Source organism: Rhizobium arsenicireducens (assembly GCF_964021225.1).
In genome coordinates this window covers 51,199-76,495 of the sequence record NZ_CAXHYK020000001.1, presented here as the reverse complement: position 1 = coordinate 76,495, position 25,297 = coordinate 51,199, and the positions used below count along the sequence as shown (strand labels likewise).

The following is a 25,297-nucleotide window of genomic DNA, read 5'->3' as shown; positions in this document are numbered from 1 at the left end:
TCGGTCATGAGGCGCACAACGTCACGCTTGAATCGTCGCTGAAATTTGCTTTTGCCCACAATGCCCGGGGTCATGTATGGATGCCCGTTCATGCAATCTGCGCAACCGGCTATTCAAGCGGATTGATTACCCGGCGCAGGAAGTCCTGTGTCCTGACCTCCTTCGGAGCACGAAGGATCTCCTCGGGTGGTCCCTGTTCGACGATGCGGCCGCCTTCGAGAAACAATACCCGGTCGGCCACCTCGCGGGCAAATCCCATCTCATGCGTCACGACGACCATGGTCATCCCCTCCAATGCGACATCCCGCATGACCTTCAGCACTTCGCCTACCAGTTCGGGGTCCAGGGCCGAGGTTGGTTCGTCGAAAAGGATCGCCTCGGGCTGCATAGCCAACGCACGGGCGATGGCCACGCGCTGTTGCTGGCCGCCCGACAGGTTCTCGGGATAGGCGTCCAGCTTAGCCTCGAGACCAACCTTCGTGAGGTACTCTGCGGCCAGTTCGCGCGCCTCGCTGCGGCGCACGTGTTTCACATGGACCGGCCCTTCCATCACGTTCTCCAGAACAGTGCGGTGCGGGAAGAGGTTGAAGCGCTGAAACACCATCGACACTCTCTGGCGAAGACCGATAATCGATTTGTCGGCCGGATTAACGAGATCTCCGTCAATCCTGATCTCGCCCTTCTGATAAGTCTCCAGCCCGTTTATGCAGCGCAGAATGGTCGATTTTCCCGATCCGGACGGGCCGATGATGCAGACGACCTCGCCGACCTGAACGTCGAAGCTCACTCCCTTGATGACTTCGATGGTGCCATACGACTTGTGGATATCCTGAACCGTTATCATGCTTTCCTGTACCTCCTCTCAAGCCAGCGCGCAAAGAATGTGAGAGGCAGTGCCATTGCCAGGTAGATCAATGCGACCAGGGTGAAAACGGTCATGTTGTCGAATGTCGATGCCGCTATCAGCTGGCCCTGACGCGTCAATTCCGCAACAGTGATCGTCGAGACGAGAGATGAGTCCTTCAGCATCATGATCATGGTGTTGCCAAAGGGGGGAAGGGAAATCTTGAAAGCCTGAGGCAGGATGACCCGCCGCATGACAAGGGCATCGTTCATCCCAACGGACTGTGCGGCCTCGATCTGACCCTTGTCGACCGCTTCGATCCCGGCGCGAAAATTCTCGGCCTGATAGGCCGAATACGCAACACCGATTCCGACAATCCCGGCCTGCAGCGCCGTCAGATCGAGTCCGATCTCGGGAAGCACGAAGTAGATGTAGAAGAGCTGCACGATGATCGGGATGCCGCGGATCACCGTAATGAACGTGGAGCTAATACCGCGCAGGACCGGGTTTTTCGACCGACTCAGAAGCGCCCAGAACAAGCCAAGGATCGTACTTAGAATGAGAGAGAAGAACGTGACGACCAGGGTCAGCCAGACGCCTTCCATGAGGATGGGAATATAGGTTTCGGATCTGGCGAGAAATTCGATCATGGCTGCTCCGGTGAAATCGGCCGGCGGCGCCCGAGGGGCGCCGCCATGACTCGACTATTCAATGCCCCATTTCTTGACGATTTCGTCCAGCTTGCCAGAAGCCTTCATCTTGGCGAGACCGCTGTTGATTTTGGCCAGCAATTCCGGATCGTCCTTGCGCACGGCGATGGCCACGTTGCCAACAATCGTCGAAGTATACTCCGGGACAAGACGCACGTCGGATGCGCCCTTGGACAGCTGATAGGCGACGATCGGGCGGTCTCCAAACCCCGCGTCGATGCGGCCAACGGAAACGTCGCGCATGATGTCCGCGATGGTGTCGTAGACCTTCACCTCGGCAAAGAATCCGGTTGCCTTCAGCGGCGCGACATAGGCCGTGCCCACCTGCACGCCGACCGTCTTGCCCTTAAGGTCCTCAAGGGTCCTGTACGTTCCTCCGTCGGAGGCCGCGACAAACAGCCCTTCACCGTAGGAATAGACCGTGTCGCTGAAAGCCACGACCTTGGCACGTTCTTCGGTCGCGTACATGGCAGCAGCTATGATGTCGATCTTGTTGCTGGTCAGCGAGGGGATCAGCGCGCTCCACTGGGTGGCTTCCACCTCGGGAGTGAAATCCTCGGCTTCGCCTACCGCCTCGATGACGTCTACCATCACACCGTCGATCTTGTTGGTGGCCACATCAAGAAACGTGAACGGAACGCCTGAAGGTGTGGAGCCTACGGTATAGGTGGTTTGCGCTGCGGCTCCGCCAGCCAGCAGCGTGACCACAATCATTGGCGCCAAGCTGCGTTTCATCTTCTGAACTATTGTCATTGTCTTACTGCCCTCTCCTGTGACGTCCGGCGGCGTGTCGCCGCTGTGAACTTGGTTGGACCGCTTCTAGCCGAACTGAAATTATTCATCAGCTATTTCACTTTGGTAGAAGATGGTGCAGGATGTCAACGGAGTGATTGAAAATGGGCAAGCAATGAACGAAGCAACAACGACGACAGAAACTGAGAGCGACGCTTCCATGATCGGCGGACGCCTGCGCCTCCGGCGTCAGGTGCGGGGTTTATCGCTCAAGGAGGTCTCGGCGCGGGCCGAAGTGTCGATTGGCCTGCTCAGCCAGATTGAGCGGGGTTTGACGATGCCCTCCGTGCGCTCACTCGGAGCGATCTGCAAAGCTCTTGAAATGCCGGTTAGCTGGCTGTTCGAGCAGGGCACCCGCGAACATAGCTCTGTTGTCGTCCGCAGCCATCAGCGGCGGGTTCTCGATCTCGGAGCCAAGGGCATGCGGAAGGAGTTGATGACTCCGGACGAGGTGACGGGCATACAGATGATGCGTCTGGTGATCCGACCGGGAGGTTCAACCGGGAACACGCCCTATCGCCACGAGGCGGGCGCGAAATGCGGGACGGTCCTGTCGGGAACCCTGGGGCTTGAGGTCGACGGGGAGATCCTCGAGCTTGCCGAGGGCGACTCGTTCGCATTCCCGGCGACGGCGCTGATCCGGTTCTGGTGTGTCGGCAATGTCGATACCGTTGCCTTGTGGATCGTAAGCCCCGCCGTCTATTGATCACAAAGGAAAACAGGATGATCGAAAACGAGAAGCCGTATATCGCACGCTCCCTATGGACCGCCACTGCGAATCCGACGCCCGACTGCCCGGTTCTGAAAGGGGCCGAAGAGACAGAGGTCGCGGTAATCGGCGGAGGCTTCACCGGCCTCTCGGCGGCACTGCATTTGGCTGAAGCCGGTGTCGCCGTCACTCTGCTCGAAGCGGAGACCCCGGGATGGGGTGCTTCGGGGCGCAATGGTGGACAGGTGAACCCCGGCCTGAAGGAAGATCCGGATGCGATCGAGGCAAAGTTCGGTCCCGATCTGGGAGGACGCATGGTGCGGCTTTCAGGTCGCGCGGGCGATTTTGTCTTCGATCTGATCAAACGGCTGGGGATCGACTGTGCCGCGCGGCAGCCGGGATGGATTTAGCCCGTACACAATGAAGCTGCGCTGAAAACGGTCAGCAAGCGGGTGGGACAATGGCAGTGTCGTGGCGCGCCTTTGCGGTTGCTCTCGCGCGCCGAAACCGCGGAACTTGTCGGGACAGATGCCTACCTCGCAGGGATGATTGACCCCAGAGGCGGCAACCTGCATCCGCTGAACTATTCGCTCGGTCTTGCCTGGTCGGCTCAGAGGGCCGGGGCACGGCTGCATGGCCGCAGCCCTGCACTTCGTATGGAACAAAACGGCGCGACGCACGTGATCCACACGCCAAACGGCCGCCTGAGCGCCCGAAAGGTATTGATCTGCACAAACGGATATTCTGGATCATTCAATCCCGGGATTGCCCGAAGCGTCGTTCCAATCCGCTCGGTTCAGGTGGCCACCGCACCTCTCAGTGACGAAGTTCGAAGATCCATCCTGCCCGGCGGTCATTCCGCATCGGATAGCCGCCGGCTGCTGCTCTACTTCCGCCTTGATCCTGAGGGGCGCTTCATCATGGGCGGGCGCGGCGACTACACGGAGAGCGGGACCGAGAAACAGTTCTCGCTGCTTCAAGAGGCAAGTCAGCGGCTTTTCCCACAGCTTTCGGAGGCTAGCTGGGCGTTCAAGTGGGGCGGGTTCGTTGCAATGACTGCGGATCATTACCCCCATGTCGTGCGGGCAGGTTCCCGCGTCTGGGGGGCAATTGGCTACAATGGGCGGGGCGTCGCGATGGCAACGGTCCTTGGCAAGGTGTTGGCAGATCTGGCCCAAGACATACCTGAGCAGGAGCAGGACTTTCCGGTTACCGAGGTGAAGGAAATCCCATTCTATTTTCTTCGGAAGCCCGTGGTGGCAGCCACTGTGGCTTGGTCCCGGTGGAGAGACGGCTGATCGGGATACAGCATTTCCTGAGACAGGCCATCGGGGGGTCAAGTCGCGGAAGTCGTTGAGTTTCGAAGACGGCCTATTCTCTAGTGAGAACCACCCAACCGGCGGCGGCGACCGCGGAACCGTGGCCTGAAATCAATACACAAGGCAAAACGCCTTCCGCGTACCATGCGTGGCGACAATCAGGTTGAGCTGATCAAACAAGCGGCCAGCAGCAGGAAAGCCTGGAGGACTTAAGAGGAATACAAAACCCTCCTGCGCATGCGCCCCAGCGATCACTGGCTTGAAGGCTTTGAAGTGTAGCGCTTCATCGCTTCCTGGAACTGCGTGGTGATTTCAGAGGCCAGGACATTGGCCGGGATTTGTCCCACCTCGAATGATCCCGACAGCGTCATCTTGACGGTCCTGATCTCTGAGCCGGCGTCGTCGTCGGGCGTGCGCCGTCCTTCAAGCTCAATCTGCAGCTCGATCTTGTCGAAGGCGTCGGCGGCGCGCATGGCGACATTCAGCTCCAGACTGCCTACCGGATTGGCATAACTGGTCTGGATCAGCCGCTCCCCGGCCGGCTTCAGCAGCGGAATGCGGTCGATGTTCTTCTGCATGCCCTGATCGATCTCGCCAACCGGCGCGATGCGGAAACCGTCCGGCTGCGCTGTGAGGGCAAAGCTCATCGAGATACCCTGGTCGAATACGTCGAGGGCGGCCTTTGCTGCGCCGACGATTGCCTCGCCGATCGGGCTCGCCAGCATTGTGCCGATCCCGTTGATCCCTCCGGATTTGCTGTTCGGCCTGCGCCTTCGCGCGCCGCCCGTCGCGGTCCAGCATCTGGATCGCACTTTCCACGCTTGTCGTCGCCCCGTTGATCTGGAGCTGCGTCAGTCTGATCGTTCCGCGCCAGGGCTGCTCCCAACCCGCCACCGCGGTCACGTCGGCCGGAGGGCCAGGTTGGGTTGTGCCGAGTGCGGTCAGGGTTTGTTCGATCCGACCGACGAAGGCCTCGCAACGTGTATTGCTGCGCGCGCTCTGCAGAATCGCAACGGCCTCGTTCGTCTTGCCCTCGCCGTTCAGCGCGCGCGTGATCCCACAGGGCCTGTGTTTGCGTTTCGCGATCGACAGCGGCCGCGTAAGAGGCCCTCAATTCCGCCGCGAGCGGATGGCCAGCGTCGGAGAGCGTCACCAGTCCGTCTCTGGCCACAGTGAAGTCACAGCTGTCGATGGCCGCCTGGACCGCGCTGGCGAGCGTGTCGTTTCCGCCGGCCTCGCTCTTGGCGATGGCGGAATCGATCGCCCTGCGGAAACTGTCGCATTGCGTATTGGCGCGCGCCTTCCGGAGAGCTGCCAGGGCGGCGTCGACCGCGCCGCTCTGATAGAGCGCCTGGGCCCGGTCGCAGTCGGCTTTCGTCTGGCCTTCCCGGTCGACCGAGGCGCGATAGCTGGCGGAGAGTTCGTCGTAGCGCGACGAATTCGTCATGCCTTCCAGAAGGCGTCGTGCGTCCTCGAACCGGCATTGCGCGATCGCCGCTTCGGCGGCCGCGGCATTGTCGTCGGCCCGATCGGCGTCAATGCGCTTTCGCCCAGGGCCTGGCAGCGAGCGGCATCAGTTGCGGCGGACGTTGCCGCTTCGGCGAAGATTTCGGACACGTCGGCGCTTGCTCTCGCCAAAGAAGCAGCAGAGCGAAGCGTGTCGATCAGAGCCGGCCCGCCATCCTGCGGCCCGATGGGACCGGTCCGTTGTGAAAGTTCCTTCAAGCGGTCTGCGAGCGCGCCGACTTCGGTTATTGCGACAGCGGAAGCCCTATCGAGCTCCTCACTGCATCCGGCCAGTTCTCCGGCCGCAGCCCGCATCTCGGCCCATAGCCTATCGGCCTCCGCGATTACGGCCTCGGCGTCCTCCGTTCCGGATTTCGCAGCGAGCGACAGCATGGCCCGATGGGCAGCCTCGGCGCGGGGCGCGATCGCCTCGATCGATCGGATGGCTTCGCCAAGCGCCGTCCGTCGGGCCGCGCCATCGTCGGCGATCCCCTGCAGCCGGTCCCTTTCCGCAGCCATCGCGGCAATCCGTGCCGGAACGGCGCCAAGTTCCTCTATGGTGGGCTGCGACGTCTCAACGAGCTCGTCGGCGGCGGATGCGGCATCACGGGCCTTGCGGTCCTCGCTTATCGCCGTTTGCGCCTGAAGCTTTGTCTGCGTGACCGCGCCGCGTATTTCGGTCAGATAGGGGCGTTGCAGGGCTTCGTCGGTCTCCTTGCGCAGCTCTGCGGCCTTGTCGCATGCCGTCAGCGCCGCAGCTTCGGCCCTCTGCTTGGCGTCTGCAACGGCCTGTGCCGCGCGTTGCGCCTCGTCAGCCAATTGCCGGCTGCGCTCGCCGGCCTGTTCCATAGCGGCCACTTGCGGCGAGAGCTTGCCGATCTCCCGTTCGAGCGAGATGATCCAGTTCGTGAGCTTCCCCTGCTGCCGTCTTCAGTTCGGAATAGGCGGCATGGCCGGCGGAGCATGCAGTGCGTCCGGTAGCTGCGGCTTCCATCGCTGCGTCATGCAATCCACGCAGGGCATTGAGTGCATCCGTCAGATCCTCGCCGGCCTCGAACGGCATGAACAGGTTGACGCTGAACTGGCGGACGAAAGGCGGCCGCACGCCGACAAGGTCGAGATGCCGCGCATCGATCGTGGCAGGTTTGGATGTAATGTCCCCGACGGTTGCAGCAGGATCGATCGAGACTTCGGTGGAACGTGTGACGATACGTAAAGCGACCCTGGGGATCGGCGCTCGAGACCTTGCATCCCGGCATTTCCGATCCGTTCAAGACCCGTATCGTCACCGGCGCCATGCCGCAACGGTCGCAGGTGCCGCCCAACCGGACTTCGTCGAGCAATTGGCCTTCAATCCGGACGACCGAGAGTAGCTTGAGCCGCTCCCAGATCTCGCGATACCTGCGGTAGGCTTCGGTTCTGGTGGCCGTGCCGCCGGCTGTCTCCCGGTGCTGCTGGATGAAACCCAGCGCGTAGGACACCTTGAGCCTAGCGAGTTGATTGGCGTCGTCAAGCGGATAGGCCGAAAGCTTCAGACCGGCCTCGCTGTCGAGCAGGCGTTCGAAGGCCGGGTCATCGCAGGAGGCGTCGAGGGCGAAGCTTGTCCGAAGTGTGCGGGTACGTTCGCTGATCGCGTCGATGACGGCCTCACCCTCGGAAATGATGCCGACAAGGCCGGGCTCGGCCCGGTGCCCGGGGAGGTCCGTGAGATAGTGTTGTGGGCCATACGGGGTGTTGTAGACGGATGCGATCGTTGCGATGTCGACGTCTTTGTTGAGATATTCCGAAAAGCCGATATCAAATGCGTCTCGGATGAAGGCCTGCGCCTGCTTCACGGTCGCTCCGCCCCCGCCCTTTTCCCGACCCTTGACGAAGGCTCCGTCCAGCCAGAAATAGAGCTGGTTCACGTCCTCCGGCTCGCTCTGGACGTAAATATCCTTCAGGAGTGGCAGCTTTTCGTTCAGCGGGCAGGCCTGAATACCGTCGCCGACCAACGCCTTGAAGGCCTGGGCGCGACACGACCGCACCCCGCCGAAAGCGCGCCCGCGATTTCGGCATTCCCTTCGACGGCACACCCGGTCCGCTGAACGCCATCACCGACATCGCGGGCATCCATGTCGGCTTTTCGACCCTCCGCGAGGAAAGCCCCCGCCCCGGCCGCAAGCTGCCGGTGCGCACCGGCGTCACCGCCATCCTGCCGCATGCCACGGCCGATGAACCCGTTCCCGTCTTTGCCGGCATTCATCGCTTCAACGGCAATGGCGAGATGACCGGATCGCACTGGATCGAGGACGGCGGCTATTTCGTCGGTCCGGTGCTCATCACCAATACCCACAGCGTCGGCATCACCCATCACGGCGCGGTGCGCTGGATGATCGACCGATATGCCGCGACCTACGAAGGCGACGAGCATCTGTGGATCATGCCGGTGGTGGCCGAAACCTATGACGGGCTGCTCAACGACATCAACGGCCAGCATGTGACCGTCGATCATGTCTTTGCGGCACTGAACGGCGCGAAACCCGGCCCGGTCGCGGAAGGCAATGTCGGCGGCGGCGCAGGCATGATCGCCTACGGCTTCAAGGGCGGCACCGGCACCGCCTCGCGACGGATCGCACTCGACGGCGAGCCTTACACGGTCGCTGCCCTGGTGCAGGCCAATCACGGCCAGCGCGACTGGCTGACGATCGGCGGCGCGCCGGTCGGCAAACTGCTGAAGCAGAACGATCCCGGCCTTTCCGAGCGCGGCTCGATCATCGTGGTGATCGCCACCGACCTGCCGCTCGCGCCCCACCAGTTGCAGAAGCTCGCCCGGCGCGGCGCCATCGGCATCGGCCGCAACGGCACCATCGGCGGCAACAATTCCGGCGACATCTTCCTCGCCTTCTCGACCGCCAATCCCCATCCAATGCGCCACAAGGCCGGCCCGGTGTTAACTCTCGAAATGGTCAACGACGAGATCCTCGATCCTACCTATAGCGCCGCAGTCCAATGCATCGAAGAAGCCGTCGTGAACGCCATGATTGCCGCCGAAACCACCGGGGGAACTCCGCACGATCGCTATCGCATCGAGGCAATCGATGGCCGGGAAGTCGCGCGACTGCTTCTGTAAGTGCGCTGATCCCCAAAAACGGGTGGTAATTGGGTCTCAGTTCATGATCGGTAACGCAATTCTTGACTCCGCTCTCACGTGATTGCTGAACGCGGCCGACAATGGGAAGAAGCACCTAAGGCTCTCACGCATTATCCATTTCACCCTATCTCGCAGATAGTTATAACATTTCTGATCATCAACACGCCCGGTCTTGGGTGATTGGCACGACCAAGTCGCCTTGGTTCGGTCTTGCCCGACACCCGAAAGCCGTAAGGAGAATTCATGCAGTCCATCGATCATTCCGCCCTGGAACTGCTTGCTCAGAAGGTTTCCGAGCAAGTGCGCGGACCCGGTGGAGCAATCGGCGTCGTCAAGGACGGCGAGGTCATACTAAGCCATGTGTGGGGCTTTGCCGATCCCAAGCGGCACGTCCCCGTGACGGCTTCGACTCGTTTTCCAATCTGCTCGATCAGCAAGCAGTTCACATGCGCCATATTGCAGGACCTCGGGAATAATCTGGAGCACTTCGATCCGCTCCTGCAGAACCATCTGCCGAATCTGGAAACGAAGAGACCAAGCGTCCGTGACCTCTGCAACAACCAGTCGGGCCTGAGGGACTATTGGGCTCTTACTGTACTGCATGGCGCCGACGCCGAAGGTGTTTTTCGAAGAGAAGATGCAAGACCTTTGTTTGCCCGCATGGGCAGCACCCATTTTGCCCCGGGTAGCCGCTATTCCTACTCCAACGGCAATTTCCGCATTCTGTCCGACATCATCGAGGAGGTCTCGGAGCGCTCGCTTGGCGAACTCTATCACCAGCGGATCTTCGATCTTGCGGGAATGCAAACGGCAGAATTGCTGCCAGATACCGCCGAAACTGGCAATGAGATCGTCGGTCACGAGGGCAACGATTCCGTAGGCTTCTTCCCCGCGACCAACCGCATCTACTGGAACGGCGACGCAGGCATCTTTGCATCTCTTGAAGACATGCTCGCCTGGGAACGTTTCATCGACAAGACACGCGATGACGAACTGGGCCTTTATCGTCGTCTGTCGAAGCCTCAGACGTTTATTGATGGTAGCAAAGCCCCCTATGGCAATGGCCTTGCCCACGACATGGTTGGCAAGATCCAGACCACCGGTCACGGCGGAGCCCTGCGGGGTTTCAGGATGCACCGCATCTACGCACCGTCAGAGAGACTGTCCGTTGTCGTCCTTTTCAACCATGAAGGAAACGCGCACGAAACAGCGACCAAGCTGATGAAGGCCGCGCTTGGCATCCCCACAGAGGAACGGAATATGGCGACTGCTGGCCCCGGCTGGGAAGGCCACTACATTGACCGGGACACCGGCCTTCTGTTGACGGTTTCGCTAGGTCATGGGGGCCTGAAAGCCCTGTTTTCCGGATCGCCTGAGGTGCTTTCCGTCGAAGAGGCAGACACCGCACATTCCCCCACAATGACCTTGGTCCAGTGCGGTGGCGAAATCGCCTACGAGCGCTGGCGCGAGAACTTGCGTGGTTCAGCGACACGCGTGTCAGGCGCAGCAATACCCGACATTGACGGCCGTTATCATTCAAGGGAACTCAATGCCACATTCGAGATCAGCCATAGGAATGGAGCTTTTTATGGATTCTTCGAAGGATTCCTCGGCAGGGGAGAAATGATGGCCCTTTATCCGGTCGCCGAGGATCTCTGGATATTGCCATGCCGTCGTTCCATGGATGCGCCGGCCCCGGGCGACTGGACGATACAGATCAGCCGCAACGATAACGGCATGGTCCGCGGACTGACGATCGGCTGCTGGCTTGCCCGCAACATCACCTATGATCGCACGCACGAATGAAGTGCTCTCGCTGGCACAAAGGAAAGAGCCCGCCTGACGATGTCAGGCGGGGCCGTTTGCAGTCAATGCCTACCGGGTTTAGACAACCGGCCGCAGGCCTCATCAGTTCTTGACGGTATCCTCAAGGAAGAAACGGCCAAGCGGATTCTGATCGAAGTTTTCGATGTTCTTACGCGATACGTTGATGAAGGGGCTGTAATAAAGGTCGATCCAGTGAACGTCGTCCTTTGCCATCTTCTGGATGTCGATATACATCTGTTCGCGCTTCGCCGGGACCATTTCCAGACGAGCCGCAGCCACCAGGTCCTTGACCTTGTCATTCTTGTAGCGGGTCATGTAGTTTTCGTTTGAATCGTGACCAACGACGAAGGTGGTCTTCTGGTCAGGGTCGAGAATGTCATTGGTCCAATACATGACCGAGAGATCATAGTCCCCAGCAACGAGCATGTCCCAGGTCTGGCTCGGGTCCATCTTCTGCAGGTTCACCGTGATATCGGCTTTTTGCAGCTGCTGCTGGAGCAGAACCGCGATCTGTTCATCGACTTCATTGCCCGCATTGACCAGATAGTTGAGCGTCAGGCCGCTGACACCTGCTTCAGACAGAAGCGCCTTGGCCTTCTCGGGATCATATTGACGATGCAGGTTGTCGGCATTGTGATAGAGCGCGCCCTTGGGAATGAACGAATTCGCCACTTCACCCTGACCGAAGGTAACGGTATCAACGATCGCCTTCTTGTCGATCGCATAGTCGAGCGCCTCGCGGACTTCCTTCTTGGCAAGTTCGCCGTGCTCGTGGTTTATAAGAAGGTGGTCCTCCCGCGTCGAGGTGTCGAGGTGGACCGTCAGGTTGGGGTCTTTTTTCAGTTCATCGACCCGTGAGAAGGGCACAAAGATCGCAGCATCGAGCTGACCGGCCTGGACGTTGAGCATGCGCGTGTTGTCATCCGGAACCGAGATCCACTCCACGCCGTCAAGCGACACGCGGTCGGCCTGCCAGAAATTCGGGTTCTTTTCGAGAATAACGCGATCCCCGCGCCGCCATTCCTTGACGACGAATGCACCCGAGGCGACCGGCATTTCGGCATAGGTCTCTTCGCCGAGCTGTTCCATCCCGGCCTTCGAAATGATCGAGGCGCCCGGCATGGCAAGGGTGGACAGGAACGGGGCAGAAGGGCTCGCCAGTTTGACGACGAGGGTCTTCGGGTCGGTTGCCGTCGCGGTTTCGATCACCTTGTAGGAGTCACTCCAGAGTGAGCCTTCGTTGTCACGGATGCGCAGCAGGCTGAAGGCGGCATCTTCGGCCGTGATCGGGTTGCCATCGGAGAACTTCGCATCGCGCATAGTGAAGGTGTAGGTCAATCCGTCATCGGAGACGGTCCAGCTCTCGGCAAGGCCCGGTTCCAGCTTCGTCCCTGTCTTGTCGACCCGGATCATCACGTCATAGACATTCGAAAAGACCCAGAAATCGATGTTCTGCGCGGTCCTGATCGGGTCAAACGTCGTTAAATCCTCACGACGACCGATCGTGAGAACGTCGGCCGCTTCGGCAATCCCGGCTCCCGCCGAAATCGCGGCCATGGCTGTGAGCATGCCGATTCTCATCCATTTCCGTAGCATTTGATTGTTCCCTCTTTTTTGATTTGAGCAGTGGTTCAGGCGGCAGCGGGCGCGACTTTGGGCGCCAGAAGTTTCTTGTCGGGATCTATGTCGGGGACGGCGCCGATTAGCGCTGCGGTATAGGGATTCTGTGGCCGGGCAAAAATCTGCGAAGAAAGGCCTTCTTCCACCACCTCACCCTGGTACATTACCACGACCCGTTCACAGAGATTGCGCACGATCGCCAGATCGTGCGCAATGAAGAGCAATGTAAGGTTCATCCGCTCCTTCAGTTCGGCAAAGAGATCGACGATTTGCTTCTGGATTGTCACATCGAGAGCCGCCACACACTCGTCGGCAATGATGAGACGCGGGTTGACCGCAAGCGCGCGGGCAATTCCGGCACGTTGGCACTGACCGCCGCTCATGCTGCGCGGTTTGCGTGCGGAAAATTCCCGCTCAAGATGTACAAGGTCCAGCAATTCATCGACGCGGGCCGGGATATCCGCGGCCGGCATGCCATGCGTCTTCAGGACTTCGCCAATCGTTTCGCCCACCGTAAAACGCGGGTTCAGTGCATTGAGCGGGTCCTGGAACACCATCGCCGTTTCGAGACGCAGCTTGGCGAGCGCCTGGCGGGGTTGTTGTGAAAGATCGACACCGTCGAAGGTGACATGACCGGACGAGATCGGCGTCAACCCGAGAATGGCGCGGGCAAGCGTGCTCTTGCCGCTACCCGATTCCCCGACAATGCCGATCGCATCGCCGGGCATAACCTGAAGGCTCACGCCCTTGACCGCACTGACGGTCTTGCTGCCTGCACGAAGGAAGGAGCCCCCGGTATGAAACCGGACATGCAGATCATCGACTTCCAGCAGGGGCCTCGGCGGGCTGCGATGGCCCGCGACGGGCGGGCAAATACTTACCCCATCCCCGGCCGCCGGCAGAGACGGGTGGCTGCCGATCAGCATGCGGGTATAGTCGGCTTTCGGGGCGGAAAGGACCTGCCGCTTCTCACCCTGCTCCACCAGTTGACCGTTCTGCATCACGGCGATCCTGTCGCAGGTCTGTGCGACGATCCCGAGGTCATGGGTAATGAGGATCACGGAGAGACCCAGCCGGTCGCGCAGCTCGAGCAGCAGTTCAAGAATCTGCGCCTGGATCGTCACGTCAAGCGCCGTTGTCGGCTCGTCGGCGATCAGGATCTTGGGTCGGCACGAAAGGGCCGCAGCAATCATCGCGCGCTGGCGCATCCCACCGGAGAATTCATGCGGATAATTGCCGTATTGCCGGGCCGGTTGCGCAAAGCCGACCTGCGCCATCATCTCAATCGCTGCCTCGCGCGCCTGGCGCGCCGTTGCTCCTTGATGAAAGCGTATGCCTTCGGCGATCTGATCACCGATCCTCATGACCGGATCGAGATGACTGCTCGGGTTCTGGAATATCATGCCGATTTCGCCACCGCGAACGGCCAGCATTTCAGCCGGGCTCGCGGTCACGAGATCGCGCGCGCCCAACATTACCGAGCCCTGATCGATCGACAGCCTGGACGACGGCAGAAGTCCCATGACCGCACGGCAGAGCAGGCTTTTGCCCGAGCCGCTTTCGCCGACAAGACCGAGGATTTCGCCTTGCGCCAGATCGACGGAGACTTGATCAATCAGGGTCCGGGTAGACATTCCACCGTGAAAATTCACGACGAGGTCGCGGATCGAGAGAAGGGGCGCGGTCATTCGTGAATTCCCAGCAGGTCGCCCAGGGCATCGCCAAGCAGACTGAAGCCAAAGGCGAGGACAACGATCGAGAGCCCGGGAAAGAAGGTGATCCACCACGCGGTAGTGACGAACGGCTGGCCCTCCGCGACCATGATCCCCCATTCAGCAGTCGGAGGCTGGACGCCAAGACCAAGATAGCTGATGGCCGCACCGTTCAGCAGGACTAGAACAGCATCCGACATCACGAACACCAGCGAACCGGCAATTGCATTGGGCAAGAGGTGGCGGAACATGATGCGCATCCGGCCGTAACCGAGGCTGACGGCGGCAACGGCATAGTCGCTGTTCTTCAGGACCAGGATCTGGGCGCGCACCAGGCGTGCATAGGACACCCAGCCGACCAACGCCATCGCAATGTAGAAGCTGATCAGGCCCGGCCCCAGAATGGCGATGATCGAGAGCATCAGCACCAGGAAGGGGAAGGCAAGGATGATGTCGATGATGCGCATGAAGACGATGTCGACCAGCCCGCCGAAGAAGCCGGCGATGGTTCCGAGCAGGGTACCGATCACGAAGGGGAAGACAACGCCGATGAACGCGATCTGAAGATCAATCCGGGTGCCCCATATCACGCGAGACAGGATATCACGGCCGAAATTGTCGGTTCCGAAGGGGTGGGCGAACGACGGCGGCCTGAGGCGGACATCCGCCATCTGCGCCACCGGATCGAAGGGTGCAATCAGGGGAGCCGCGATTGCCACCAGGATAAAGAAGGCCAGTATACCCATGCCCATTGCAAGCGAAAGGTGCCGGCCCAGCCACCGGCTAATCCGGAACGATGCGGAATAGCGGGTCGTCGACGCGCTCATAGCTTCACCCTTGGATCGACGGTCACAGTGATAATGTCGGCGAGGAAATTGACCAGCACGGTCGCGCAGGCAAAGACCATGGCGACCCCCTGGACGACCATGTAGTCACGCGAGAAGATCGCCCTCACGAGCAATTGACCCATGCCCGGCAAAGCGAAGACGGTTTCGACGACCACGCTTCCGCCGATCAGCCAGCCGATGTTGACGGCCAGCAGGTTGATCGTCGGAACAAGCGAATTGGGAAAGACATGGCGCCAGAAGACGATGCTTTCGGGCATGCCCCGGGCACGCGCGGCTGTCGCCACGTCCGATCGCAAGCCCTGGATCATCGCAGCCCTCAGGCTTCTGGTAATGACCGCAGACAGCGACAGCGCGATGGTGAGGCTCGGAAGCACCAGGTGCCAGGGCTTTTCGGCGAGGCTGTTGCCATAGCCGGAGACGGGAAAGAGATCGAGTTGCACCGCGAAGAAAATGATCAGCATGAGCCCGAGCCAGAACGGCGGAAACCCGATCCCCATGGTGGATACGACCCGCACGGCATGATCGGCCAGCCGGCCCTGGTGGCGCGCCGCGAGCGCCGACATCGGCACGGCGATCAGGATGGAGAGGAACACGCTTGTAAGGACAAGCATGAGCGTCGGCTCTATGCGCGTGGCGATCAGTTTCAAGACATCGATCTTGTAGAGGATCGACTTACCCATCTCTCCGCGACCAAGGTTTTCGATGAAATAGAAATACTGCAGCCAGAGTGGCTCATCGAGGCCGTATTGCTCACGAATTCGGGCAATCGCTGCCGGGGTTGCCTTGGTACCAAGAATAACACGCGCAGGATCGCCCGGAATGAGGCGCACGAGCACAAAGGTGATGACGCTGATGCCGAAGAGAACGGGCAGAAGCTGTAGCGGCCGGTAGAGGACGAACTTGTATCGATGCATCAGGGCGACTTCCGCCTTCCTTGCTGTTCCCGATGATTTCCGATCACCATCAGGCTGACCTGTGCCGGGCGAGGAAATCGGTCAGGGCACCATAGTAGTCCCCAGGGTTCTCATAGAAGGGCATATGACTTGCGTTGCGCAACACACGAAGCTCGGCACTGGGCAGGGCGTTCTTCATGCGCATGGCGCAGGCCGGCGTCAGTTCATCATGTTCGCCGACGGTAATCAGCACAGGAAGGTCGAGCCCCGGCAGATCCGGGATGCGGTTCCAGTCCTTCAGGTTGCCGGTATAGAGGAATTCATTCGGCCCCTGCATGGTTATATACGGGCCCATGTTCCAGTCATCGAGCGACCGGCGCACGGGCGCTGGCCAATCCGGCAAACGACAGACGTGGCGATAGTTGAGGATCGTGATCGCAGCCAGATACTCCGGATGGTCGATCGTCCCCTGGGCTTCATGCTTCTGCATCATGGCAACAGTCTCGGAGCCAAGGGCTGCGCGAAGCCGCTCCAGTTCGACAACCAGATGCGGCATGTCGGCAACGGTATCCTCGAGGATTAATGTCTTGAGGTTTTCGCGGTATTTCAAGGCATAGTCGATGGCAAGCCACCCTCCCCAGGAGTGCCCCAAAAGATGAACCTTGCCGAGGCCGAGTTTGCGGCGGACCGTCTCGGTTTCCTCGACATATCTGCCGATCGTCCACAAGGCGGCGTCGGTTGGTCGATCGGACGCGCCCGTGCCGAGCTGGTCGAAGGCAACGACACGATACCCTTTGTCGACAAGACAGGAATGGGCGTCCCGCAGATAGTCACAGGGAAGGCCCGGACCGCCATTCAGGCAGAATATGGTCTCATCGCCGCTGCCAAACAGGTAAGTTACCACCTTGAAACCGTCGACTTCCACTTCGATGCGGTCATCCGGAGTGATTTCGCGCCACATGGTTCTCCCTGTCCTTCTGAATTACCTTGACCATTTTTTGAGCATGGCTAACTTTAACGCATCGCACCATGCGCACTAGCTATAAGAAGTGATAGGGTGCCCTTGCCGCCGCCATGCCGGAGAGTGGGATGCTTGACGAAATTGGTACCATAACAGAGCGTTTTTCGGCATCAGGGACTCTGGACGAGAGGATCGACCTTGCCTTCGAAGCGATGCGCAAGATGGGTTTCGAAGCGCTAATCTATGACTATACGCCCGCGCGGCGCGGCTGGGACGGCCAGGTCGAAATCCCCACCCTCCTCAAGCTGCGCAATATCGCCGGTGAGATGTATGATTACTGGTGCACCCGCGAATACTTCCGCATCGATCCGGTCCAGCGGCTCGCCATGCAAACATCGGTGCCATTCTTCTGGAACTACGACCCGGACGTGGAAACCAGGATCACGCGCTTCGTGACCGAGGAGACAAAGCCTGTCTGTGACTTCCTGCGCGAACACGACATGTTTGCCGGAGTCACCGTGCCGGTCCACATGCCGCGCGGCGATTATGCAACGGTAACCGGAGTTCGCTTTGGTGCGCGGAAGGAATTCATGCGTGAGGCCACACATGTGCTCGCCGACTTCAATCTGCTTGCCCAGGTGTTTCACGAAGCCGCCTACGAGCTCTATGACGACACGGTTCTGAATGCTTCGGGCGTGCGGCTGACCGAACGCGAGCGGGAATGTCTGTCCTATTCCGCCCATGGACTGTCGGCCAAGGAAATCTCCCGGGTGATCGGCCGGTCGGTGCCGACGGTGGTGATGCATCTGAATTCCGCTGCCCGCAAACTCGGCGCCAAGAACAAAACGCAGGCGGTCGTCCGGGCCACTCAGTGCCGTCTTCTTGAGAACGTCACTCCCTATCAGTTATGATAGCTGCCATGTGCCTTTAAGCGCCCCTATGATTTTCTCCCTGCACTAAGACAAAGGAGAACGGGCGTGACTGACATTCCGTCCATCGAAGGCTACGTGCCGTATCGTGAATACCGCACATGGTACCGCATCACCGGCCAGCTTCCGTGCGAGCGCCTGCCGCTCGTCGTTGCCCATGGCGGGCCGGGATGCACCCACGACTACGTCGATTCCTTCAAGGAGATAGCGGCGCTGGATGGCCGGGCCGTCATCCACTACGACCAGCTCGGCAACGGCAACTCCACACGCCTGCCGCAAAAGGGTGAGGATTTCTGGACGGTATCGCTGTTCCTCGAGGAGCTCGACGCCTTGCTGGCGCATCTGGGCATCCAGGATCGATATGCCTTTCTCGGCCAGTCCTGGGGCGGCATGCTGGGCGCCGAACATGCCGTTCGCCAGCCCCCCGGCCTGAAGGCCCTTGTGATCGCCAATTCTCCGGCCAGCATGAAGACCTGGGTGATTGAGGCCAACCGGCTTCGCGAAGAACTGCCCGCCGACGTACAGGCCACGTTGCTGCGCCACGAGCAAGCGGGAACGCTCACCCATCCTGACTATGTCGCCGCATCCCGGGCCTTCTACGACCGCCATGTCTGTCGGGTCGTGCCGTGGCCGAAAGAAGTGGCGCGCACCTTTCAAATCATGGACGAGGACAACACCGTCTATCGCAACATGAATGGCCCGACCGAGTTCCATGTGATCGGAACCATGAAGGACTGGACGATCGAGGACCGGTTGTCCTCGATCACAGCCCCGACACTTCTGATCTCGGGGCGCCATGACGAGGCAACGCCGTTGGTGGTCGCCCCTTATATCGAGAATATCCCCGGCTGCCGCTGGGTGGTCTTTGAGCAATCAAGCCACATGCCCCACGTGGAGGAAAAGGAGCTCTGCCTGCAAACCGTCTCGGAATTCCTCAAGGAATACGATTGAGGCAACACTGACAGATTGAGCGGTCCGACCCGAACCACCCTCACCTACCGGAACGCCAGCCTTGATCTCACCCGCGCCGATCGGGCTATCAACCAGAGGGTTGAATGCTTCGGCCTTCACGTAGATATCGACACCGTCCGCAGGCGACCGGCCTACGCGACAGGGTTCGGCAAGAGGGATGAAGCGGAAGCCCTGCCCACCGTTCGCAGCGTTTTCGTCGACCCTGCCGCCGCACGGCGCGGCATAGCATCGTCAATCATGACGCGCATCGAACGAGACGCCCTCGATCACTGCATGCGGGACATCGCCCTGACGGCGACCTTGTCCGGCGCGGCACTTTATGAGCGGCTCGGTTATCTGGCGCAGGGACGCGAACAACTGCCGCTGAATACCGGCAGCAGCTTCGGCTGCATCCGGATGAATAAGCTGCTCAAGAGGTCGCTCGACCAGATCCCGGAGTCGGTGGCCTGGCGGTTTTCAGCCTGAGCCGCGTGCGAAGCCGCCAAAAAATCGACAGGTCGACCCGCTGAGGCAGGTTCGCCGGCGCCAAACCCGAACCAATCCGGCTTCTCAGCGTGAAGGGCGCGCGGAGACAGACCGCATGACCTTCGATCAACGATTGAGAACAAGGAAAAGACCCATGAGAACAACCACTGCACGAACGACGATCGCTGTTGCAACCAGCTTGCTCCGGATGCGCCGCACCCGCCGCAACGCGTGGATGCTGCACACACTCTTCGATGCCCAGCTCAAGGACATCGGCCTGACACGGTCCGATATCCGATATGTCGCGTCTAGTGCGAGAGAACTCTTCGCCGACTGACTTTTGCAGATCCCTGCAGAAACCCCGCCCGGCCCAAGTCCCGGGGCGGTTCCCCGCCCAGCAAGGGCGCGCGGCGGCGGTCAAATCTTCCCTTCTTTCAAGACACAAACACAAGGAAAACGACAATGAGAGAGACTTTTGCAATCGCCGCGATCGCCGTGTCCACCACGCTCGCCGGGTCCTTCACCTCCGCGCAGGCGGAGCAGACGGCACTCGTTCTCTATGAAACCAAAGGCCAGAAAGCCGTCCGCCAGGAGGGCATTGCCTTCGTCGAGCTCGACCCGGCTGTGCCGGACTACGGTAAGATCCTTGCCCAGATTCCGCTGCCGCCGAATCTGATCTCGCATCACATCTTCTACAACCCTGCGCGCGACCGGGCCTACCTCACCTCGCTTGGCCGCTCCGAACTGCGGGTTCTCGACGTGGCAAGCTTCCCGTACCGGACCAAGGTCGTACCCGTTCCCGGCTGCGAGGTGGGTGAGGATGTCGCCTTTTCCGAAGCGCAAAACCGCTGGTATCTCACCTGCATGGGAAGCTCGGTCGTCATCGTCGGCGACGCGAAGACGGATGAGGTGCTCGAAACCATTCCGATGCCCGCGCCCTATCCGCACGGCATCACCGTGCATGACGGCATCGACCGCATGCTGGTGACGAGTACGGTCAACCCCAAGGATGCCACGGACGCCGGCGAGTCTATCGTTGTCATCCAGCCGAGCACCGGCAAGGTCCTGTCGACGCACAAGATCGCGGACAAGCCGTCTCCGGCGGGCACGGCGCCCGTCGAGGCGTTCTTCGTCCCGGGAGCCGAGCCGCCGGTCGCCTACATCACCAATATGTATGAGGGCCGCATCTGGATCGCCGAATGGCAACCGAAGCTGGAGACGTTCTCCTTTCGCGGTGACTTCGACTTCTCCGCGATCGGCCAAGGAATGGCGCTCGAGGTCTACTTCAACGCTGAGGGCGACCGGGCCTATGTGACCACGGCGCTGCCGGGGCATCTCAACGCCTTCGATATCTCCGACCCGCGCGCGCCTAAGCACCTCTACGCCGTCGAGGCGGCGGGCGGTGCCCACCACATGGTGTTCTCGCCTGACGGCAGCCGCGCCTATGTGCAGAACAGCCTGATCAACATCCCCGGCATGAACGACGGCTCGATTTCCGTGATCGACCTGGTGGCGGGCAAGAAGCTCGGCAGCAACGATGCTTTCAAGGACGCGGGTTTAACGATCAACACGATCATGTTGACGCCCGAGGTCGAGGACTTTCACGCGCATTGACGCCACCGGCGGCGGGGCCATGGGTTCCGCCAGTGCGGCACAACCAATGAAGCGGTCGCACAGGCAGCCCATATCCGCCACTGGAGCACCGTGATCCACGACATGCAGATCGACCTCGAAACTCTCAAGAGCGAGTTCGGCGGCGACTGACAGACAGTGGCGCCAGGCCTGCCAGGGCGCTGCTAATATGTTGCGTGGGTCTCTCTGGGAAGGTGAACGTGTCCCCCCATTGGCGATCCGACTTCTTTTAAGCTCCTATCCGGCGCGGAAGCCCGCGCTGGTGTCGGTCCCCGATGGGTATTGCCAAGTTGTTTGACCCCCGCGTTTTGGGTATCGAGACGGAATGAAATTACCGGCTTCATTTCCCCGCCTGAAGGGGTTTCGTTTTCCGCGGGACATCGTCGCCTACGCAGTGTGGGTGTATCACCGGTTTGCCCTGAGCACAGCGGATGTGGAAGACCTTCTTGCCGAGCGTGGTGTAATTGTCAGCCGGGAAACCGTTCGCCTTTGGATCAACCGCTTTGGCCGTCATTTTGCCGACTGCATTCGTAGGAACCGACCAAAGCCAAACGACAAATGGCTTATGGATGAAGCCGTCATCACGATCGGCGGAAAGAAATTCTGGCTTTGGCGGGCAATTGACGCCGACGGCGATGTTCTCGACATTCTGGTTCAGACTCGCCGTAACACCAAGGCTGCTAAGCGTTTTTTCTCCAGACTGGTCAAGCAATTTGGTGAGCCACGCGTCGTCGTAACGGACAAACTGCGCAGCTACATCAAACCGATACAAGACCTGGCGCCGGATGCGGACCATCGGGCCCATAAAGGCCTGAACAACAGAATTGACAACTCACACCGCCAGACCAGGAAGCGGGAGAAGATCATGGGGCGGTTCAAATCGCCTCTTCAAGCGCAACGCTTTCTGTCAGCCCACGATCAAATCAATACGATCTTTCGTCCTCGCCGGTACAACCTCTCAGTTCTCTCATACCGCCACGCAAGGGCAGATGCCTTCTGCCTGTGGGCCGACTATACTGCAGAAATGGTGGCTTGAAAAACCGCCGCATCGCCGCCTCGAAACCAAAGACAAACAACTTGGCAATACCGACCATAGTGCTCATGATACCCCTTGGCTGATCTGTCCCTATCCGCCAGGGAAAACGCCAGGCTGAAAGATCAGTCTTGTGGCTTTCACGGGCTGGGGATGAAAACGGATTTGTCCCATTGTTCGAGAAAAAGGCGTCGCTTTTCCTTGTCGAGGGCGACAATCAGGGCCGGCGTGAGGGCGATGGGACGGATCGTGTTGTCCTCGCCCGGCGAGAGTTCGGCCAGTTTCGCGATCCCGTCGATCGGCGAATAGAAGCGCATCTGCTGTTCGAGGATCCTGGTTCCTTCCGGCGAAAGAACGAACTCGAGAAACAGATTTGCCGCCGCCACCGCTCTCGCCTCTTTGGAAATGAAGGCAGTGCGGGTCATCACCAGCGTGTAGTCGGAGGGAAAAATGACGCCGATCCGGGGATCGGCGTCCGCCCGTGCCAACGCGTAGGAACCAAGGATATTGTATCCGATGTAAAGGCTGCCATCGGCAACCCGATCAAGAATGTCCGCTGAGCAGCAATAGAACTTCACCCGGTTTCGGCCGAAAACCTCCATAAGACGGCCCCAGGTCGTGGCCTGCACGGCGTCTTCGAAAGCAAAGAAATATCCGACACCCGAGCTGGCAATGTCATAGGTACCGATCCGATCCATGAAGCGGGTGGATTTTCGCAAAAGATCCACGAGCTCGAATCGGTCCGCTGGGACTTTCTCCGCCGCGAACGCTGCCTTGTTGTAGACGATCACGGCGGGCTCGGCAGTCAGCCCGATCAGCTCCTGCCGCCATTTGGCCCAGGCGGGAAGCCGCGCGACCAGGCTGGTCTCCACCGGCCTGGCACAGCCATCGTTGACCAGGCCGACTTGCTTTGCCACCGAAGACGAGATCACCACATCGGCAAGGAATACGCCCTCGCGACAGGCCTCGGCGGTCGCCTTGTCGAGCGAAGGGCTCTCGCTCTCATGATAACGGACAGCGATGGACGGGTGCCGGCGTTGGAAACCCTCGATCATCGGGCGGATCGCGTCGAGATCGGTGACACTGGCGATTGTCAGCACGTCCGGCGGTGTCGACGAGGCGGGAAAATCCATGTCCATCGCCGTTGTGGCAACAGGACCGGTAAGCCAGGCAACGAAAAAGGAGGCCAGGCAAAGCGCTGCTTTTCCGATCATGTCGTTGTCTCCTTCGCCAAGGCGATGCGAAAGCCGATCCAGAAATAGTCCTTTTCCGACCGTCCGGTCAGAAACGTCGCGTCGTGAAAGGAGATGACTTTGTGGGCGATGGCAAGACCCAGTCCCGCACTCTCGGTGCGATCCTCGCGCCGGCTGAACCGGCGGCCGAGGAGTTTCAGCTGTTCGCCATCGATGCCCGGCCCATGGTCCTCGACACGCAGCAGGGCCGTGCCCCCCTCCTCCGTCTCCACCACCAGTCGCACCGGTGGCTGGCCATGGGCGAATGCATTGGCAATCAAATTCTTGACGGCTTCCTTCAGGCTGAATGGATCGGCCAGCACTGTGGCGGCATCGGTCGAGAGATCCAGTTCGAGCGCGTCGTGTTCCGGTCTTACGGTGGTGCGGAATTCGCGTTCGGCATCCAGCACCACGCGGCGCAGATCCGTCGGGACAAGCGGGGCTGAGTCAGATCGGTGTATGATCAGCGCCTCGCTGAGCAATTGTTCCATCAGACGGCTCACGCCGATCGCGCGATTGCGGATCCTGTGCAGCATCGATTTGAGCCGGCCGGGGTCTGTTTCGTCGAGCGCATTTTCGGTGACGGCACGCAATGCGGTGATCGGTGTGCGCATCTGATGGGCAGTATCAGCCACGAAGGCCTGCATGTCGCCAACGCGGCGGTCCAGTCGTGACATAAAGCGGTTGATGGCGGAGACCAGGGCATCCACTTCCTTTGGGGCGGCTTCGGTGATCGGAGAAAGGTCGAGCGGATCGCGCGCCAGCATATGCTCCTCGATCCTGCCCAGCGGCCGCAACGCATAGCGGGTGGCAAAGAAGGTGGCGGCGATGACAACGATCCCGCCGAGCGCGGCCCCCAGCATGGCACGGGTCGCGATGTCACGGGCAAGGTCGGCGCGTGCCTGCGTCGTATGGGCGACAATGACATCAACGGCACTGCGGAGTTGGGTTTCGGCAAGCCGCCTCTGCAGGATGACGGCCCTGACAGGGACGCCGAGATACTCCGTATCGTAGACGAGAGGAGTGGTCATCTTGCGGCGTTGGGCTGGCAATGGCAGGTCGTCATAGCCTGTGACGGTTTCACCCGTCGCCCCCCTCACCCGGTAGAAGACGCGATCGTCGGAGGCCAGCGCCAGAAGTTCGAAAGCCGAGAGCGGCAGATCCACCTGCACCTTGCCGTCGGCCACGAACACCCGTTCGGAAATCTGCAAAGCGGCGCCCGTCAGCAACCGGTCGAAAGCCTCGTCGGCGGCGGCGCGTCCATAACGATAGGCCGCAATCACGGTCGCCACGATCGCGATTGCCGTGACAAGCGCCAGCACCACCACCAGTCGGAAGGCGACGGACTGGCCGCGCGACTGCAGGCTTCGCCCGAAAATCATGAGTCCGGCCGGACCGTCAGCCGCGCCTGGTAGCCGAGGCCGCGCAGGGTGCGTATGTCCAGATCCGACCCTTCGATCTTGCGCCTCAGCCGGCCGACATAGACCTCGACCGCGTTGGGATTGCTGTCGCCGTTCAGACCGAAGAGCCGCACAAGCAGGTCTTCCTTTTCCAGCACGCGGCCGCTGTTGGTGAGGAATATCTCCAGCAGCATCTGCTCGCGACGGGTAAGCTCGCGCTCTTCGCCGGCCACCAGGGTCCGACGTTCCACCATGTCGAATGTCAGATTGCCGGCTTCCAGGAACGACTGGTTACCCCCTGCGCGGCGCCTGATAATGGCGCGCACCCGGGCCTCGAGCTCGCCGAGATCGAAGGGTTTGACCATATAGTCATCGGCGCCAATGTCGAGCGCGCTGATCTTGTCGTCGACGGCAAGCCGTGCCGTCAACACCAGGACAGGAACGGTGTTTTTGGCAAGGCGCAGGCGTCTCAGCAGATCGAAACCGGAACCGTCGGGCAGATTCACATCGAGAATCACAAGGTCGTACATATTGAACGCGCTCAGCTGTTCCGCGTCCGCCACATGCCCGACGATGTCGATCACATGGCCGCCGCGTACGAACCGGTCCCGGATCGCCTCGGCGACATCCTGGGTATCCTCAACCACCAAAAAGCGCATCCCCGTTCGCGGTCTCCATGCTGACAGTGAAATGACAGTTTCATTGGGTAGCTATAGCGAATTGCGTCAGTGGAGGCTTGCGCAATTTTTGAATCCATGGA

Annotated in this window: 23 protein-coding genes and 1 pseudogene; 10 read left to right on the top strand and 14 right to left on the bottom strand. The window is 60.3% G+C overall.

Features of this window, described 5'->3' with window-relative positions:
- Positions 1-109 precede the first annotated feature (109 nt).
- From ACWPVA_RS00365 to ACWPVA_RS00355, 3 genes are read right to left on the bottom strand one after another with little or no spacing between them, the layout of a single operon-like run.
- Positions 110-844 carry an amino acid ABC transporter ATP-binding protein gene (locus ACWPVA_RS00365; RefSeq protein ID WP_454285776.1) on the bottom strand — a complete coding sequence of 245 codons (735 nt, stop codon included), beginning with the start codon at positions 842-844 and terminating at the stop codon, positions 110-112.
- The gene (locus ACWPVA_RS00360; protein WP_454285775.1) at positions 841-1,494 is read right to left on the bottom strand and encodes an amino acid ABC transporter permease; all 654 of its coding nucleotides are present in this window, start codon (positions 1,492-1,494) and stop codon (positions 841-843) included. Before ACWPVA_RS00360 ends, ACWPVA_RS00365 begins: the two co-directional genes overlap by 4 nt.
- 54 nt (positions 1,495-1,548) lie before the next feature.
- Complete coding sequence (locus ACWPVA_RS00355; RefSeq protein ID WP_454289491.1) at positions 1,549-2,289, bottom strand: ABC transporter substrate-binding protein; 741 nt, start codon at positions 2,287-2,289, stop codon at positions 1,549-1,551.
- Between the two features lie 130 nt (positions 2,290-2,419).
- Here ACWPVA_RS00355 and ACWPVA_RS00350 point away from each other — a divergent pair, with 130 nt between their 5' ends.
- Both ACWPVA_RS00350 and ACWPVA_RS00345 read left to right on the top strand, forming a co-directional pair.
- Complete coding sequence (locus ACWPVA_RS00350; RefSeq protein ID WP_454285774.1) at positions 2,420-3,052, top strand: helix-turn-helix domain-containing protein; 633 nt, start codon at positions 2,420-2,422, stop codon at positions 3,050-3,052.
- A gap of 17 nt (positions 3,053-3,069) precedes the next feature.
- A pseudogene (locus ACWPVA_RS00345) lies at positions 3,070-4,353 on the top strand (NAD(P)/FAD-dependent oxidoreductase).
- A 272-nt stretch (positions 4,354-4,625) separates the two neighbouring features.
- On the opposite strand, the gene ACWPVA_RS00340 reads toward ACWPVA_RS00345, so the two are convergent.
- The 3 genes from ACWPVA_RS00340 to ACWPVA_RS00330 all read right to left on the bottom strand — a co-directional run bounded on the left by ACWPVA_RS00340 (position 4,626) and on the right by ACWPVA_RS00330 (position 7,907).
- Positions 4,626-5,099 (bottom strand): hypothetical protein, encoded by a 474-nt coding sequence (locus ACWPVA_RS00340; protein ID WP_454285773.1) that lies wholly within the window; start codon positions 5,097-5,099, stop codon positions 4,626-4,628.
- Positions 5,100-5,817: 718 nt separating this feature from the next.
- Positions 5,818-6,729: a hypothetical protein gene (locus ACWPVA_RS00335; protein ID WP_454285772.1), complete on the bottom strand. Its 912-nt coding sequence runs from the start codon at positions 6,727-6,729 to the stop codon at positions 5,818-5,820.
- 152 nt (positions 6,730-6,881) lie between these two features.
- The gene (locus ACWPVA_RS00330) at positions 6,882-7,907 is read right to left on the bottom strand and encodes a hypothetical protein (RefSeq protein ID WP_454285771.1); all 1,026 of its coding nucleotides are present in this window, start codon (positions 7,905-7,907) and stop codon (positions 6,882-6,884) included.
- Positions 7,908-7,936: 29 nt separating this feature from the next.
- Here ACWPVA_RS00330 and ACWPVA_RS00325 point away from each other — a divergent pair, with 29 nt between their 5' ends.
- On the top strand, positions 7,937-8,992 hold the full coding sequence (locus ACWPVA_RS00325; RefSeq protein WP_454289490.1) for a DmpA family aminopeptidase: 1,056 nt from the start codon (positions 7,937-7,939) through the stop codon (positions 8,990-8,992).
- A gap of 264 nt (positions 8,993-9,256) precedes the next feature.
- Positions 9,257-10,819 (top strand): D-aminopeptidase, encoded by a 1,563-nt coding sequence (locus ACWPVA_RS00320; RefSeq protein WP_454285770.1) that lies wholly within the window; start codon positions 9,257-9,259, stop codon positions 10,817-10,819.
- A 102-nt stretch (positions 10,820-10,921) separates the two neighbouring features.
- On the opposite strand, the gene ACWPVA_RS00315 is transcribed toward ACWPVA_RS00320, so the two are convergent.
- Genes ACWPVA_RS00315 through ACWPVA_RS00295 form a run of 5 tightly spaced genes read right to left on the bottom strand, consistent with a single transcriptional unit; the run spans position 10,922 to position 16,874 of the window.
- Positions 10,922-12,436: an ABC transporter substrate-binding protein gene (locus ACWPVA_RS00315; RefSeq protein ID WP_454285769.1), complete on the bottom strand. Its 1,515-nt coding sequence runs from the start codon at positions 12,434-12,436 to the stop codon at positions 10,922-10,924.
- Between the two features lie 35 nt (positions 12,437-12,471).
- Positions 12,472-14,148, bottom strand: a complete 1,677-nt coding sequence (locus ACWPVA_RS00310; protein ID WP_454285768.1) for a dipeptide ABC transporter ATP-binding protein — start codon at positions 14,146-14,148, stop codon at positions 12,472-12,474.
- Positions 14,145-14,999 (bottom strand): ABC transporter permease, encoded by an 855-nt coding sequence (locus ACWPVA_RS00305; RefSeq protein WP_454285767.1) that lies wholly within the window; start codon positions 14,997-14,999, stop codon positions 14,145-14,147. The genes ACWPVA_RS00310 and ACWPVA_RS00305 overlap by 4 nt, the downstream gene beginning before the upstream one ends.
- Entirely contained in the window at positions 14,996-15,934 is a 939-nt protein-coding gene (locus ACWPVA_RS00300; RefSeq protein WP_454285766.1) for an ABC transporter permease, read from the bottom strand. The genes ACWPVA_RS00305 and ACWPVA_RS00300 overlap by 4 nt, the downstream gene beginning before the upstream one ends.
- 49 nt (positions 15,935-15,983) lie before the next feature.
- On the bottom strand, positions 15,984-16,874 hold the full coding sequence (locus ACWPVA_RS00295; protein WP_454285765.1) for a proline iminopeptidase-family hydrolase: 891 nt from the start codon (positions 16,872-16,874) through the stop codon (positions 15,984-15,986).
- Positions 16,875-17,002: 128 nt separating this feature from the next.
- Here ACWPVA_RS00295 and ACWPVA_RS00290 point away from each other — a divergent pair, with 128 nt between their 5' ends.
- The 6 genes from ACWPVA_RS00290 to ACWPVA_RS00265 all read left to right on the top strand — a co-directional run bounded on the left by ACWPVA_RS00290 (position 17,003) and on the right by ACWPVA_RS00265 (position 21,908).
- On the top strand, positions 17,003-17,785 hold the full coding sequence (locus ACWPVA_RS00290) for a helix-turn-helix transcriptional regulator (protein WP_454285764.1): 783 nt from the start codon (positions 17,003-17,005) through the stop codon (positions 17,783-17,785).
- A 66-nt stretch (positions 17,786-17,851) separates the two neighbouring features.
- Entirely contained in the window at positions 17,852-18,754 is a 903-nt protein-coding gene (locus ACWPVA_RS00285; RefSeq protein WP_454285763.1) for a proline iminopeptidase-family hydrolase, read from the top strand.
- A gap of 15 nt (positions 18,755-18,769) precedes the next feature.
- Positions 18,770-19,240 carry a GNAT family N-acetyltransferase gene (locus ACWPVA_RS00280; protein WP_454285762.1) on the top strand — a complete coding sequence of 157 codons (471 nt, stop codon included), beginning with the start codon at positions 18,770-18,772 and terminating at the stop codon, positions 19,238-19,240.
- A gap of 154 nt (positions 19,241-19,394) precedes the next feature.
- Positions 19,395-19,577, top strand: a complete 183-nt coding sequence (locus ACWPVA_RS00275; protein ID WP_454285761.1) for a hypothetical protein — start codon at positions 19,395-19,397, stop codon at positions 19,575-19,577.
- 125 nt (positions 19,578-19,702) lie between these two features.
- The gene (locus ACWPVA_RS00270; protein WP_454285760.1) at positions 19,703-20,854 is read left to right on the top strand and encodes a YncE family protein; all 1,152 of its coding nucleotides are present in this window, start codon (positions 19,703-19,705) and stop codon (positions 20,852-20,854) included.
- Between the two features lie 343 nt (positions 20,855-21,197).
- Entirely contained in the window at positions 21,198-21,908 is a 711-nt protein-coding gene (locus tag ACWPVA_RS00265) for an IS6 family transposase (RefSeq protein ID WP_454285759.1), read from the top strand.
- Between the two features lie 137 nt (positions 21,909-22,045).
- On the opposite strand, the gene ACWPVA_RS00260 is transcribed toward ACWPVA_RS00265, so the two are convergent.
- Genes ACWPVA_RS00260 through ACWPVA_RS00250 form a run of 3 tightly spaced genes read right to left on the bottom strand, consistent with a single transcriptional unit; the run spans position 22,046 to position 25,196 of the window.
- Entirely contained in the window at positions 22,046-23,119 is a 1,074-nt protein-coding gene (locus tag ACWPVA_RS00260; protein ID WP_454285758.1) for an ABC transporter substrate-binding protein, read from the bottom strand.
- Entirely contained in the window at positions 23,116-24,519 is a 1,404-nt protein-coding gene (locus tag ACWPVA_RS00255) for a sensor histidine kinase (protein WP_454285757.1), read from the bottom strand. Before ACWPVA_RS00255 ends, ACWPVA_RS00260 begins: the two co-directional genes overlap by 4 nt.
- Entirely contained in the window at positions 24,516-25,196 is a 681-nt protein-coding gene (locus tag ACWPVA_RS00250) for a response regulator transcription factor (RefSeq protein ID WP_454285756.1), read from the bottom strand. The genes ACWPVA_RS00255 and ACWPVA_RS00250 overlap by 4 nt, the downstream gene beginning before the upstream one ends.
- Between the last annotated feature and the right edge of the window lie 101 nt (positions 25,197-25,297).

What these genes read in the sequence shown, in the direction of transcription:
- ACWPVA_RS00250 (WP_454285756.1), bottom strand. Translation starts at nt 25,196, where the DNA reads ATGCGCTTTTTGGTGGTTGAGGATACCCAGGATGTCGCCGAGGCGATC.
- ACWPVA_RS00350 (WP_454285774.1), top strand. Translation starts at nt 2,420, where the DNA reads ATGGTGCAGGATGTCAACGGAGTGATTGAAAATGGGCAAGCAATGAAC.
- ACWPVA_RS00295 (WP_454285765.1), bottom strand. Translation starts at nt 16,874, where the DNA reads ATGTGGCGCGAAATCACTCCGGATGACCGCATCGAAGTGGAAGTCGAC.
- ACWPVA_RS00275 (WP_454285761.1), top strand. Translation starts at nt 19,395, where the DNA reads ATGAGAACAACCACTGCACGAACGACGATCGCTGTTGCAACCAGCTTG.
- ACWPVA_RS00300 (WP_454285766.1), bottom strand. Translation starts at nt 15,934, where the DNA reads ATGCATCGATACAAGTTCGTCCTCTACCGGCCGCTACAGCTTCTGCCC.
- ACWPVA_RS00265 (WP_454285759.1), top strand. Translation starts at nt 21,198, where the DNA reads ATGAAATTACCGGCTTCATTTCCCCGCCTGAAGGGGTTTCGTTTTCCG.
- ACWPVA_RS00305 (WP_454285767.1), bottom strand. Translation starts at nt 14,999, where the DNA reads ATGAGCGCGTCGACGACCCGCTATTCCGCATCGTTCCGGATTAGCCGG.
- ACWPVA_RS00290 (WP_454285764.1), top strand. Translation starts at nt 17,003, where the DNA reads ATGCTTGACGAAATTGGTACCATAACAGAGCGTTTTTCGGCATCAGGG.
- ACWPVA_RS00320 (WP_454285770.1), top strand. Translation starts at nt 9,257, where the DNA reads ATGCAGTCCATCGATCATTCCGCCCTGGAACTGCTTGCTCAGAAGGTT.
- ACWPVA_RS00340 (WP_454285773.1), bottom strand. Translation starts at nt 5,099, where the DNA reads ATGCTGGCGAGCCCGATCGGCGAGGCAATCGTCGGCGCAGCAAAGGCC.
- ACWPVA_RS00255 (WP_454285757.1), bottom strand. Translation starts at nt 24,519, where the DNA reads ATGATTTTCGGGCGAAGCCTGCAGTCGCGCGGCCAGTCCGTCGCCTTC.
- ACWPVA_RS00270 (WP_454285760.1), top strand. Translation starts at nt 19,703, where the DNA reads ATGAGAGAGACTTTTGCAATCGCCGCGATCGCCGTGTCCACCACGCTC.
- ACWPVA_RS00315 (WP_454285769.1), bottom strand. Translation starts at nt 12,436, where the DNA reads ATGCTACGGAAATGGATGAGAATCGGCATGCTCACAGCCATGGCCGCG.
- ACWPVA_RS00365 (WP_454285776.1), bottom strand. Translation starts at nt 844, where the DNA reads ATGATAACGGTTCAGGATATCCACAAGTCGTATGGCACCATCGAAGTC.
- ACWPVA_RS00360 (WP_454285775.1), bottom strand. Translation starts at nt 1,494, where the DNA reads ATGATCGAATTTCTCGCCAGATCCGAAACCTATATTCCCATCCTCATG.
- ACWPVA_RS00310 (WP_454285768.1), bottom strand. Translation starts at nt 14,148, where the DNA reads ATGACCGCGCCCCTTCTCTCGATCCGCGACCTCGTCGTGAATTTTCAC.
- ACWPVA_RS00335 (WP_454285772.1), bottom strand. Translation starts at nt 6,729, where the DNA reads ATGGAACAGGCCGGCGAGCGCAGCCGGCAATTGGCTGACGAGGCGCAA.
- ACWPVA_RS00260 (WP_454285758.1), bottom strand. Translation starts at nt 23,119, where the DNA reads ATGATCGGAAAAGCAGCGCTTTGCCTGGCCTCCTTTTTCGTTGCCTGG.
- ACWPVA_RS00355 (WP_454289491.1), bottom strand. Translation starts at nt 2,289, where the DNA reads ATGAAACGCAGCTTGGCGCCAATGATTGTGGTCACGCTGCTGGCTGGC.